The sequence below is a fragment of the Limnohabitans sp. DM1 genome (assembly GCF_001269385.1).
GTDB lineage: Bacteria > Pseudomonadota > Gammaproteobacteria > Burkholderiales > Burkholderiaceae_C > Limnohabitans_A.
Map to the genome: position 1 here is coordinate 42,349 of NZ_CXOO01000025.1, position 12,693 is coordinate 55,041.

At 63.5% G+C, this 12,693-nt stretch carries 10 protein-coding genes; 5 read left to right on the forward strand and 5 right to left on the reverse strand.

From position 1 onward, the window contains the following. Positions 1–267: 267 nt before the first annotated feature. Positions 268–1,911, forward strand: coding sequence for an isovaleryl-CoA dehydrogenase (locus AMM33_RS09795; protein WP_090140844.1), 1,644 nt, complete (start codon positions 268–270; stop codon positions 1,909–1,911). A gap of 9 nt (positions 1,912–1,920) precedes the next feature. Then, positions 1,921–2,697 carry a crotonase/enoyl-CoA hydratase family protein gene (locus AMM33_RS09800; RefSeq protein ID WP_090140908.1) on the forward strand — a complete coding sequence of 259 codons (777 nt, stop codon included), beginning with the start codon at positions 1,921–1,923 and terminating at the stop codon, positions 2,695–2,697. A 326-nt stretch (positions 2,698–3,023) separates the two neighbouring features. Here the strand turns inward: AMM33_RS09800 and AMM33_RS09805 are convergent, their stop codons facing one another. The 4 genes from AMM33_RS09805 to AMM33_RS09820 all read right to left on the reverse strand — a co-directional run bounded on the left by AMM33_RS09805 (position 3,024) and on the right by AMM33_RS09820 (position 6,744). Continuing rightward, positions 3,024–4,262 (reverse strand): NADH:flavin oxidoreductase/NADH oxidase family protein, encoded by a 1,239-nt coding sequence (locus tag AMM33_RS09805; protein WP_090140845.1) that lies wholly within the window; start codon positions 4,260–4,262, stop codon positions 3,024–3,026. A 109-nt stretch (positions 4,263–4,371) separates the two neighbouring features. Further along, positions 4,372–4,740: a DUF2237 family protein gene (locus AMM33_RS09810; protein WP_090140910.1), complete on the reverse strand. Its 369-nt coding sequence runs from the start codon at positions 4,738–4,740 to the stop codon at positions 4,372–4,374. 213 nt (positions 4,741–4,953) lie between these two features. Next, entirely contained in the window at positions 4,954–6,216 is a 1,263-nt protein-coding gene (locus AMM33_RS09815) for a Y-family DNA polymerase (protein WP_090140912.1), read from the reverse strand. Positions 6,217–6,303: 87 nt separating this feature from the next. Beyond that, positions 6,304–6,744, reverse strand: a complete 441-nt coding sequence (locus AMM33_RS09820; protein WP_228768056.1) for a LexA family protein — start codon at positions 6,742–6,744, stop codon at positions 6,304–6,306. Positions 6,745–6,948: 204 nt separating this feature from the next. On the opposite strand from AMM33_RS09820, the gene AMM33_RS09825 reads away from it, so the two are divergent. Both AMM33_RS09825 and AMM33_RS09830 read left to right on the forward strand, forming a co-directional pair. Further along, positions 6,949–10,167 (forward strand): 4Fe-4S double cluster binding domain-containing protein, encoded by a 3,219-nt coding sequence (locus AMM33_RS09825; protein ID WP_090140916.1) that lies wholly within the window; start codon positions 6,949–6,951, stop codon positions 10,165–10,167. A 21-nt stretch (positions 10,168–10,188) separates the two neighbouring features. Then, complete coding sequence (locus AMM33_RS09830) at positions 10,189–10,908, forward strand: SDR family NAD(P)-dependent oxidoreductase (protein ID WP_090140847.1); 720 nt, start codon at positions 10,189–10,191, stop codon at positions 10,906–10,908. 43 nt (positions 10,909–10,951) lie between these two features. On the opposite strand, the gene AMM33_RS09835 is transcribed toward AMM33_RS09830, so the two are convergent. Continuing rightward, positions 10,952–11,269 (reverse strand): NIPSNAP family protein, encoded by a 318-nt coding sequence (locus AMM33_RS09835; protein WP_090140849.1) that lies wholly within the window; start codon positions 11,267–11,269, stop codon positions 10,952–10,954. A gap of 142 nt (positions 11,270–11,411) precedes the next feature. Here AMM33_RS09835 and argE point away from each other — a divergent pair, with 142 nt between their 5' ends. Continuing rightward, entirely contained in the window at positions 11,412–12,656 is a 1,245-nt protein-coding gene (gene argE / locus AMM33_RS09840; RefSeq protein ID WP_090140851.1) for an acetylornithine deacetylase, read from the forward strand. Positions 12,657–12,693 lie beyond the last annotated feature (37 nt).

The window sequence follows — 12,693 nt, forward strand, 5'->3', positions numbered from 1 at the left end:
AGATGATCAACTGCGCAACCCGCCCCAGTTCGTGAGCACGAAATCATCTTTCCGCAGCCCTTGCAAACACTCACGCCAAGCAGTCGAAGCCCATAACACCTGCATTTCGGACTGACCGCTTGCAATGAGGTTCCGATTTCACATTCAGGCCTTGAGAGTGGGGTTGCAAGCCTATTGCAAGGCCGCAATGGGTAGGCAATGTGCAGGCAATTGCCCTAGACTCCCCCTCTTGCTCAACAAGCCCCAAGGGCTGTATGGAGACGACCCATGACCTGGCAAACCCACGAGATCACCAACCAGTTCGACGAACTGCAAAACTACAAGCTGTTGGCCACCGACACACCTTTGCGTGAAGCCTTGGCGCGGGCCGGGGCTGATGATTTTGTGTCGCAGCTGGACAGCTATGGCACCACGCTGGGCCAAGCCGATACTTATGCCTTGGCCGATCAGGCCAACCGCCACACGCCGGAATTGAAATCCTTCGATGCCCGTGGGCGCCGGGTGGATCGGGTCGAGTTTCATCCCGCCTGGCACGAGTTGATGGCGCTGTACCGGGGGCAAGGCCTGATCGCCATGCCGTTTGCCGATGAGCGCCCGGGGCGTTGGTCGGCCTGGGCTGCTGGCTTTTTCCTGCACGGTCAGGTGGAGGCCGGTACGCTGTGCCCGGCCACCATGACGCAGGCGGCCATTCCGCTGATTCAGCGCGAACCCGCCCTGTGGGCGGCCATGAAGGACCCGTTGCTCAGCTCTGAGTACGACGAACGCGATGTGCCGCTGGCCGACAAAAAGTCCATGTGGGTCGGCATGGGCATGACCGAAAAACAAGGCGGCTCTGATGTGCGTGCCAACACCACGACGGCTACCCCCACCGGACAGGGCGAGCGCGAATTCAGCCTGCGCGGGCATAAGTGGTTTTTTTCGGCCCCCATGTGCGACGCCCATTTGGTGGTGGCGCGCACGGCTGACGGCGGTCCCAGCTGCTTTTTCGTACCGCGCTGGCGGCCTGACGGCAGCAAAAACCCGATTGAAATCCAGCGCCTCAAGAACAAGGTGGGCAACCGCAGCAACTCCAGCAGCGAAGTCGAATTCAAGGACGCGCACGGCATCCTGATGGGCGAGCCGGGGCGCGGCATTCCCACCATCATCGAGATGGCCACCTACACCCGACTGAACTGCGTGGTCGGCAGCGCCGCCATGGTGCGACAGGGCTTGGTGCAAGGCCTGGCCTATGCCCGCCAGCGCAAGGCCTTTGGCCGCTTGCTCATCGACCAGCCGCTGATGCGCGCGGTGCTGACCGATCTGGCGCTGGAAAACGAAGCCAATATGGTTCTGATGATGCGACTGGCGCAGGCTTATGAACGCGATGACAGCCCGCTTGAAAAAGCCTGGAAACGCGTGATGACGCCCGCGGCCAAGTTCTGGGTCTGCAAGCGTGCAGTGGAACTGACGGGCGAGACCATGGAAATCTTTGGTGGCAACGGCTATGTGGACGAGGGCGTCATGGCTCGCCTGTTCCGCGAGGCTCCGGTCAATTCGATCTGGGAAGGCTCGGGCAACGTGATGTGTCTGGACGTGATGCGGGCCATCGGCAAGGAGCCCGATCTGGCCCACGCCCTGCTGCAAGACCTGGGGCAGGGCTTGGGTGACGATGCCCGCTTGGTGGCCGCCCAACAAAGCCTGCAGGCCATGCTGCGCGAGCCGCCCGACCATCTCGAAGCGCTGGGTCGGCGCTTTGCCGAGCGCCTGGTGCTGTTGGCCCAGGCCTGTTTGCTGCGCCGCCTCGCGCCCACAGCGGTGGCCGATGCCTTCATCCAGACGCGCTTTGACCCTCAGTGGGGCCGCGTGGTGGGCAGCATCGACACCCGATTGCTGGGGGTGGAGGCCATCCTGCAACGCGCTTACCCGGCCTGAGGCATGCCCATGACAAGCTCCGAAGTTCAGGTGACCCGGCAGGGCCCGGTCACCATCGTCACGATCGACCGCCTGCAGGCGCGCAATGCGGTGGACCGCGTGACGGCGCAGCAACTGGCCGATGCCTTCCGTGACTTTGACGCTGACCCCGAGGCGGCCGTGGCCGTTTTGCATGGCGCACATGGCACCTTTTGTGCCGGAGCCGACCTCAAGGCGCTGAACGACGACGAGCGCCGCAACCGCCTGGAGCCGCAGGGCGACGGCCCGATGGGGCCTTCGCGCATGCTGCTGTCCAAGCCTGTGATCGCGGCCATCGGTGGGCACGCGGTGGCCGGTGGGCTGGAGCTGGCCTTGTGGTGCGATATGCGCATCGTGGAGCGCTCAGCCGTTCTGGGCGTGTTTTGCCGCCGTTTTGGTGTGCCCCTGATCGACGGCGGCACCGTGCGCCTGCCCCGACTCATCGGCTTGTCGCGGGCGCTGGATTTGATCCTCACGGGTCGTGCTGTGGGCGCCGACGAAGCCTTGGCCATGGGCCTGGCCAACCGCGTGGTGGATGACGGACAGGCCTTGCAGGCAGCGATTGAGCTGGCGCAGCAACTGGCGGCCTTGCCCCAGACCTGCCTGCGCAACGACCGCCGTTCGGCGTATGCGCAATTCGGCATGGGCCTGGATGAAGCGCTGGCCCACGAATTTGCGCTGGGCTTGCAAACACTGGCCAGCGGCGAGGCCTCACACGGCGCCCAGTTGTTCGCGGCGGGCGTGGGGCGCAGCGGGGCACAGCTCTAAACTCGCGGCTCGACAGGATGGGTTTGGGCACAGGCCCATGTCGGGGTCTTTGACCGCCGACCTACAACATCTTTGAGCATTGAAAACTTCACAGGGCAAAGGTTTTGTAGGTCGGTCGCTTGAGCTCCGACTTTGCTGGTTTCGGCGTGGGCACTTGTCGGAGCTAAAGCGACCGACCTACGGGGTGACGGTGCAAAAAATTCAAACATCTGCGTGCCGAATCTACAGGGCGACTTTTTCAGCAGCATGGTTGCTGCTGAACCTGGCGCAGCAAGCGTCCTTCAGACGGACACCAAATCGGCGGCCCGCCAACCCAGCCGGCGCATTCAAGGCGCGTGCGAACGACCAGCCATCCAGCGGCGGTATTGGCGGGTTTGCCTGAACATCATCCATTGCTGCAGGGCAAATGCCCAAAGCGGCGACACCTTGGGCTGCGTGGCACGCCCCTGGCTCAAGCGCTTGAGCTGAAACTTGACCACCGCCATCGTGGCCAGCGATGCCAGCACTTTGTTTTTCCAGGTGATGGGCGCCAAGGCCGCGCTGGTCTGGGCACCGGCGCGCCATTCGCGTGGCAAGTTGGGCGCAATCGCCAAGGCGGTGGCCATGCCCACCATGGACACGCCACTGGCCAGCACCTGCTCGGCCACGGCTGGGCGGCGAATGCCTCCAGTCACCATGAGCGGCATGCGTGCCACAGCCAGCATGTCGCGCGCAAACTCCAGAAAGTAGGCCTCCCGGGCCAGCGTGCGGCCGTCGCGTGCTTGCCCCTGCATGGCGGGCGCCTCGTAGCTGCCGCCCGAGAGTTCGACGAGGTCGACCTGCAAACCATTGAGCATCTGCACCACCCGCTTGGCGTCATCAGCGCTGAAGCCCCCGCGCTGAAAGTCGGCCGAGTTCAGTTTCACGGCCACGGCGAACTGCGCGGACACCGCACTGCGCACCGCTTTGACGATGTCGATCAGCAAGCGGGCCCTGTGCTCGATGCTGCCGCCCCAGGCGTCTTGGCGCTGGTTTGACAGGGGTGAGAGAAATTGGCTGATCAGGTAACCGTGGGCTGCATGAATCTGCACGCCGTGAAAGCCCGCTTGCTCCGCCCATTGCGCGGTTTGCACAAAGCGCCGCTGCAGCGCCGCGATGTCTTCCTCGGTCATGGCTTGGGGGACGGAGAACTTGCTGGACAACTTGCCCATGTCCAAAGGCACGGCCGAGGCCGAGCGGGTGGTCTGACCCAGCGCGGCCATCATTTGACGGCCGGGGTGGCTGATTTGCATCCACACCTGAGCGCCACCGCTGCCTGCGGCCTGCGCCCACTGCTTGAAGCGCGCCAGGTGCCGCGCGTCTTCGAGTACCACCCCGCCCGGCCCCGTCATGGCCCGGCTGTCCACCATGACGTTGCCGGTCAAAATCAGGCCAGCGCCACCCTCGGCCCAGGCGCGGTACATGCGCAGCATGGCATCCGATGGCGCGTGCTCGGCGTCGCACATGTTTTCTTCCATGGCCGCTTTGGCAATGCGGTTGGGCAAGCGTGTGCCATTGGGCAGCGTGAGGGGGTCAAACAAGTTCATGCGGCATGTTCAGAAAGCCTGATCGGGGATCGGGATGATGCCAGTGTGCCTGCACCGGCCATGCGGGGCTGTGCAACAGTGCACGGCTTGTGGGCGCACTGCCTGGGGATCAAACGTGGGCATGGGCCTGCAGCTGATCCAAGCTGATGAATTCGAGGGCTTTGGCATGTGTTGACGCCAGCACGACGGGGGGTGCCACGCCCGCATCGAAGGCCTCTTTCCAGCGCACAGCGCACAAGCACCAACGGTCACCCGGCTTCAAACCTGCAAATCGGTACTCGGGGATCGGGGTGCTCAGGTCATTGCCCTTTTGGCGCGAGAACGCCAGAAACTCCTGCGTCACTTTGGCGCAAACCACATGGCTGCCTTGGTCGTGCCCGTCGGTGTTGCAGCACCCGTCGCGGTAATAACCCGTCAGTGGATCGTAGGAGCAAGGTACCAAAGGGGTTCCGAGCACATTCAATGCGTGATCACTCATCTGCTTTTTCTTTTGAAATGGCCCATGCAGGCCCGCGGTGGTGTCAGCCCGTTGACGCATGGAAACCCAGGTTTTGAAAGTCGCGGGCACTGGGCTTGCAAGGCCCAGACCACCGCACACACCACCGCTCAAACGCACTGGGGATCATAGCGACTGGGCTTGCATCGTTCGGCGATCAGGGCCATCGCACCGCCCTCCCCTGTCACACCCCCCTCACACCAGGGGCACTTCTTGCCAGTCGGTGGTGTAGTGGGGTGATTTGCGCGCTTGCAGCATTTGCCAGTCCTTGTAGGCCCCTTGCGTGGACACCTTGACTGCGCCGCGCCCGTAACGCTGGTTCAACGCGTCCACGGCCTGCATCAGCCGGGTGTTGCTGGTGGTTTCGGGCTCCAGCAAGTCGCCTTGGCGCTGCGAGACCGGCGTAATTTCGCTGAGCATGACACCGGCCTTTTTATAGGCATAGCCGGGTTTGAACATGCGCTCACACAGGTAGTCGGCCCAGCGGTTGACTTCGAGGGTGTCGTGCGTGGGATAGGGCAGCGGCACGGTCAGACTGGGCATGTACTGCGGCAGGTCTTTTCTGAACCGGTTGGTCTGCAAAAACACCTGAATCACTCGCGCGTGGCTGCCTTGCGCCCTGAGCTTGGCGCAGCCATTGGCGACGAATATGGACAGGGCATCCTTGAGCACAGGCAAATCGGTGACCATGCTGCCAAAGGATCGGCTGGAGATGATTTGCTGCTTGTCGGTGGGCTGCTCTTGCAGCGAAATGCACGCCGTTTCTTGCAGTTCGCGTTGGGTTTTTTCCATCACCACACCGAACTCGGCACGCAGCGTGGGCGTGTGCGCCTCGCGCAAGTCATGGGCACTCAGCACGCCGTGCAGCGCCAGTTTTTGGCTGAGCTTGCGCCCCACGCCCCAGACCTCTTGCACGGGCAGGCGTTGGAGCAAGCGGTTTTTTTGTTCCGCCGTGAGCGCGTTGTAGTTGAAAACGCCTTGAGATCGGGGATGCTTTTTGGCCACATGGTTGGCCAATTTGGCCAGGGTCTTGGTGGGGCCAATGCCCACGCACACCGGCATGCCCGTCCACTTGCCCACACGTTCGCGCATGTGATAGCTGAGTTCGCGCAGTTGGGGCATGCCCGTCAGGTCCACAAAGCACTCGTCGATCGAATAGACCTCGTGCCGGGGCGAAAACTCGCTCAGGATGCTCATCACCCGGTTGGACAAGTCGGCATACAGCGCGTAATTGCTGCTCATGGCCAAAATGCCGTGCTCCTCGGCCAGGGCTTTGCACTCGAACCAAGGCTGCCCCATCTTCACGCCCAGGGCCTTGGCCTCGTTGGAGCGGGACACCACGCAGCCGTCGTTGTTGGACAACACCACCATCGGCACCCGGGCAAGATCGGGCCTGAAAATGCGTTCGCAGCTGACGTAAAAATTGTTGCAGTCAACCAGGGCCAGTTGCTGCGTCATGGCGTGTCGCTCCCGTGGGTGCGATGCCCGGCTGGCCCCGCCAGCATCCAGGACCGCCGGGCGCACGATGTGTGTTCAGCCATGGGTTCAATACAGCTTGTGCAGGTTGCGCGTGACCACACCCCAGATGAGCAGCTCCTGGCCATCCTTGAGCACGATGGGGGGGTACAAGGGGTTTTCGGCGATCAGCTTGATCACGCCGCCCCGTCGGTACAGGCGCTTGACGGTGTAGTCGTTGTTGAGCACGGCCAGCACGATGTTGCCGTGCACGGCCTCGATGGAGCGGTCCACCAGCAGCTCATCGCCTTCGTAGATGCCGATGCCGTTCATCGAATCGCCTTTGACCCGAAAGATGAAGGTCGCCTCCTTGTTGCGGATCAGGTGCTCATTGAGGTCGATGCGCTTGCGCGTGTGGTCTGCCGCCGGAGACGGAAACCCCGCCTGCACCTTCCAGGCGCACATCTGCAGCCACAGCGGGGTGTCCGGGACAACAACAGGGATCGGCGTGAAATTCAAGGGAGAAGGCATGCGCCAAATATACTGTATGAAATCACAGTTGTTCAAGTATTCAGTCTGGCGTCACAAAAAGGTCACCGCACATTCAGCACCCCTGGGCGCACAGCATGAGACGCCCCCTACTGGGACATGGGCGACAGCGCGCAGCCCGTCTGCGCTTGTAAGCTTGTGGTTTTGGAAGTGCCCCACATTCACTGGGCTTCAAAGGGCTTGCACATGCGCTTGTTTTCGTACCGCGACCGCCCCGTGCACTTGGGGCCCTACCCGCTGGAACGCCTGCGCCGCACGATCCACACACCCGACGACAGTGCCCTGCCGCCCATGCAGGCGCTGCGTTTTGAGCACGATGACCCCGAATCGATGGCCCACGCCATGGCGCGTTACATGGCCATGTTCGACCTGATGCGCGACGGGGCCGTGAACCCGCAAATCGGGGAGATCCCGGCCGAGCCCGACGAGCGCGCCCTGCACCTGAAGGCCGCAGGTTATTACTTTGACGCGTCCATGATGGGCATCTGCGCTCTGCCTGCCAGCGCCTGGCTGCCCGAGCCGATCCGCAACCCGGCGGTGCCTGCGCTGGGCGAAGAGTTGGCGCAGAGCCAACCGGCCAGTTTTGCGGCAGGCATGGACATGATCCTGGCCGATGTGCTCGAGTCGGCCCGCACGGTGCATGGGCCGATTGGGCACCACAGCCACGCCATCGTGATCCTGGTGGAATTTGCGCGGGACCCCAAACCGGGTGAGCCCGGTTGCGACTGGCTGACCGGCACACAAGAACCCCGCGCCGCTGTGCTGGCGGCGCAAACAGCCGTGCTGCTGTCGAGTTATTTGCGCATGCTGGGCCACGAGGCCCGCGCCCACAGCGCCAGCTGCAGCGATGTGGACTTGGCCCGCCTGGCCCTGGCCGCAGGCCTGACCTTGCCCGATGGCGGCAACCCCTATGTGGGCCAACGCTATGCCCTGGCCGCGGTCAGCACCACGCTGGCCATCGCCCCTGATCAGGCCCTGGCCCCGCAGCAAAACCGCTGGCAAAGCCACGGCCCGGCTTGGTGGCTGGGGCAGGGCACGTTCAAAGGGGCTTTCCACCGCGACGCGTATGCCCGGCGCGAGTTTCGCCAAGGGGCGCACCCGTTTGAAACGCTCAAGCGCCAGGACACGCCCACCACCTTCATCGACCACGACCGGGTGCCTCGATTCCCGAAGCGGGCCGACTTTTTTGCGCGGGCCTTGTTTGGCGACTTGGGCAAGACGGTGCAAGACGACGCCAAGAACGCGCACTATGTGATGAAAAGCCCCATCGGGGCTTGCGCGCGTCGGGCGCTGGGCGCATTGCTGCTCTTGCAGTTTGGCCCGGCGCGTGGCCCGGTGGCCGCCAGCACGCTTGATCCTCAACGCAACGCCGACAAGCTGAAAGCCGCTTCTTACTATTTGGGTGTGGACGCGGTGGGCCTGTGCGCCGTGCCCGAGTGGGCCTATTACTCGCACGACGCGGGCGGCAACCCCATGCCGGCCTACCACGCCAACGCGCTGAACCTGTTGATCGACCAAGGCCACGAAACCATGGAGGGCGCCAGCGGCGACGACTGGATTTCGGTGGCGCAAAGCATGCGGGCTTATTTGCGGTTTTCGCTGATGGGCGGCATCTTGGCCGAGCAGATTCGGCGGCTGGGTTATTCGGCCCGGGTGCATTCGGTGCTGGACGGCGACGTGCTGCAGCCGCCTTTGCTCCTGCTGTCGGGCCTGGGCGAAGTCAGCCGCATTGGCGAGGTGATCCTCAATCCGTTTTTGGGGCCTCGCCTGAAAAGCGGCAGCGTGACCACCGACATGCCCATGGCCCCCGACCAGCCCATCGACTTTGGATTGCAAAGCTTTTGCGAAAGCTGCAACAAGTGCGCCCGCGAGTGCCCCTCCGGGGCCATCACCGCAGGCCCCAAGCTGATGTACAACGGCTACGAAATCTGGAAAAGCGACGCCGAAAAATGTGCCCGATACCGCATCACCAACGCGGCAGGCGGCATGTGCGGGCGCTGCATGAAAACCTGCCCCTGGAACCTGGAAGGCCTGTTGGCCGACAGCCTGTGGCGGCAAGTGGCCATGAAGCTGCCCGCCGCTGCACCGGCGCTCGCGCGACTCGATGACCTGCTCGATCGCGGCAGCATCAACCCGGTCAAGAAGTGGTGGTGGGACATCGAGCTGGACAAGCGCACGGGCCGCTATGTGCAAGCGGCGCAAACCCACCAGCGCACCCTGCAAAAAGACCTGGACCTGCGCTACGAAGACCAGACCCTGGCCGTGTACCCGGCCGACAAAATGCCGCAGCCTTACCCGGTAACCTACCCCGTCAACCGCGAAGAAGGCATTGCCCGCTACCAGGCCTTGCTCACGCCCGAGCAATACCAAGCCCGCTTGGCAGCAGGCCAGACCGAGGGCTTGGCCCCGGGGCCGCAGCCTTTGCCGGCCGAACCGCCCGTGTTTCCGGTGGTGCTGCACAAACGTGAAGAGATGGCCGAGGGCCTGGCGCGTTACGAGTTCAAAGCGCCCGATGGCCGCGAGTTGCCGCCCTTCACGGCAGGCGGGCACATCGACGTGGTGATCGCGCCCGAATACCAGCGCCCCTACAGCCTGGCGGGTGACCCGGCGGACCGCAGCCGTTATGTGCTGGGTGTGTTGCGCGAGCCGCCCGAGTCTGGCGGGCGCGGGGGCTCGGCGCTCATGCACCGGGCTTTTCGCGAAGGGCGCAGGGTGTTTGTGTCGCGCCCGGTCAACCACTTTGCGCTGCACGAAGACGCCACGCACAGCTGGCTGTTTGCAGGCGGCATTGGCGTGACGCCCATGATCGCCATGGCACACAGGCTGCACGCTTTGGGCAAGCCCTTTGACTTTCATTACAGCGCGGCCAGCCGAAACACGGCGGGCTTTTTGAAAGACTTGGCCGAGGTACCGTGGGCCCATCAGGTGCAGTACCACTTCAAGGACGAAGGCCAACGCGCCGACCTGATGCAACTGCTGCCCGACTTTGCTGCGGGGGGACATGTCTACACCTGCGGTGCGCCACGCTTCATGGATGGCGTGTTCGAAGCGGCCACTGCACACGGCTGGCCAAGTGACGCCTTGCACCGCGAATACTTCAGCGTGCCCGAGGCCGACGCCTGGGTGAACCAGCCCTTTGAGCTGCTGCTGCAAAAGTCTGGCCGCCGCCTGCAGGTGCCTGCCGAGCGCAGCGCCACTGAGGTGCTGGCCGAGGCGGGTGTGGGCATCAGTGTGAAATGCAGCGACGGCCTGTGCGGCGTGTGCGCCCTGCCTTACGATGCACAAGCCTCTGATGCGGTGGAGCACCGCGACTTTGTGCTCAGCCACAAAGAGCGGCAGCACAAAATCATCTTGTGCTGCTCACGCGCCCAGCAGGCCGGAGGTGTGATTAGCCTGGATTTTTAACAACAGCAAGGGAGAAGTTTCATGGACATGGTCAAACAAGTTTTCATCACCGGCGGCACCAGCGGCATTGGCGCGGCCATTGCACGGGCCTTTGCCGCCACCGGCGCCAGCGTCACCGCCACCGGTGCCACGCCTGCCGAAGTGGCGGCGGCGCAAGCCTCAAGCGCCAACCGCCTGATCGCCTTCCATGTGCTGGATGTGCGGCAAGCTGCGCATGTGAACAAGGTCCTGGGTGAATTTGCCGAGCTGGATGTGCTGGTCAACTGCGCGGGCATCATCCAGCGCAACGCCGAGCACGACCCGGAGGTGTTCGCACAGACCGTGGACATCAACCTGAACGGCACCATGCGTGTGTGCGCTGCGGCGCGTGCAGGCCTCAAAGCTCGCCAAGGCTGCATCGTCAACACCGCCTCGATGCTGAGCTTTTTTGGGGGCGGCCTCACGCCCGGCTACAGCGCCAGCAAGGGCGGCGTGGCGCAACTGACCAAGTCGCTGGCCATTGCCTATGCGGCCGACGGCATCCGCGTGAACGCAGTGGCCCCGGGCTGGATCGCCACGCCTTTGACCCAAGCCCTGCAGGACGACCCCACACGCAGCGCCCAGATCGTGGGCCGCACACCCATGGGCCGCTGGGGCCAACCCGAAGACGTGGCGGGTCCGGTGCTGTTTCTGGCCAGCCCGGCGGCGCGCTTTGTCACGGGCGTGGTCTTGCCGGTGGACGGGGGTTATTTGATCCAGTGAGGCCCAAGCGAGGGGCCCTGCGCGGCGCCCCTCTTGCGCCCGCTCAGGGCTGAGGGCCCCAAGGCGCGGACAACATAAGCTTGTTGTTTTGCTCGCGCATCAGCGGTCGGATTTTGGCGGCAAAAGCCATGAATTCAGGATCGGCAAACACCCCGGCCCAAAAGGCGCGGCGGTCGGCGTCGTCGTCGAACTTCCAGACATGGATCAGCTCATTGATCGCGCCCACATCGCCCGTGAAATAACCCACCAGTTTTTGCGGGTGCTTGGCCAGCGCAGGCCAGCCCTCGTTTTTGTAGTGCGAGATGACGTCGGACATCTTTCCGACGATCACGGAATAGGTGCGCAGCTCGTAAATGGCCATGAAAGCTCCAAGGGTGAGAGAAATAGACAGTTCACTTTAGGCGCACACGCCCCCTCGGCTTGTCGGCAAGGTGACGCAAACGGCCACCGGCCCCTGTAAGATGAAAACCGCCCGCCATGGGCCTTTTGGATGGAGTCCCCTCATGAACGCCCCTCTTTCGCACACCGCCTTGTCGCCCGAACAAGGCCCTGCACCAGCCGCCACACAGGCCGCAGACTTGGCCGCTCTGCCCCTCATCGAAAAATGGATCGCCTTTGCCACCGTCTCGCGCGACAGCAACCTGGCCTTGCTGGACTGGACCGAGGCTTACCTGAACGATTTAGGCATCCACTGCAGCCGCACCTACGACGACAGCGGTCAAAAAGCCAACCTCTGGGCCACGCTGCCTGCGCACGACGGCGAAACCAAAGTGGGCGGCCTGGTGCTGTCGGGCCACACCGACGTGGTGCCGGTGGACGGCCAGCCTTGGGACACCGACCCGTTCAAGGTCGTGATCCAAGGCGACAAGATGTACGGCCGGGGCGTGACCGACATGAAGAGCTTTGGGGCCATCTGTTTGATGATGGTGCCTGAGCTGCTCAAGCGCAAACTCAAGCGCCCGATCCATCTGGCCTTCAGCTACGACGAAGAAGTCGGTTGCATCGGCGTGCGCCGCATGATCGCCGACATGCAGGCCCAGGGCTTCAAGCCTGCAGGCTGCATCGTGGGCGAGCCCACCGGCATGCAGGTGGTGATTGCGCACAAGGGCAAGCATTCGTACCAAACCACGGTGCACGGTTTTGAGGCGCACTCCTCGCTCACGCCGCTGGGCGTGAACGCGGTCGAGATCGCTTGCGAGTTTGTCGCCAAGCTCAAAAGCATGCACCGCGAGTTGGTGCAAAACGGCCCGTTTGACCCGATTTACGACGTGCCGCACACCACCATCCACACGGGCGTCATCGCTGGCGGCACCGCGCTCAACATCATCCCGCGTCAGTGCGAGGTGACTTGGGAAATCCGCCACCACCACATGAACACGCCGGAAGACCTGTTTGCCCGCGCCAAAGCCTTTGGCGAGAGCTTGGTGCCCGCCATGCAAGCGGTCGCGCCGGACACGGGCATCACCCACGAGCTCAAATCGGTGCTGCCCGGTTTTGCCACGGCGGCCGACAGCGAGATCGCGCAGCTGTGTTTTTACTGCGCCGAGGTCGACCCGGCCAGCGGCGCGGGCAAGGTGTCGTTTGGCACGGAAGCTGCTCTGTTCCACCAGGCGGGTGTGCCCACCATCGTGTGTGGCCCCGGCCACATCGCACAGGCTCACCAGCCCAACGAATGGGTCACGTTGGACCAGCTGGCGTGGTGCGAGCGCTTCATGCGTCGCCTGGCCGACCGGGTGTGTGTGGCCTGAACACCGTCTGATTTTCAATGTTTTGAACCCATCACAA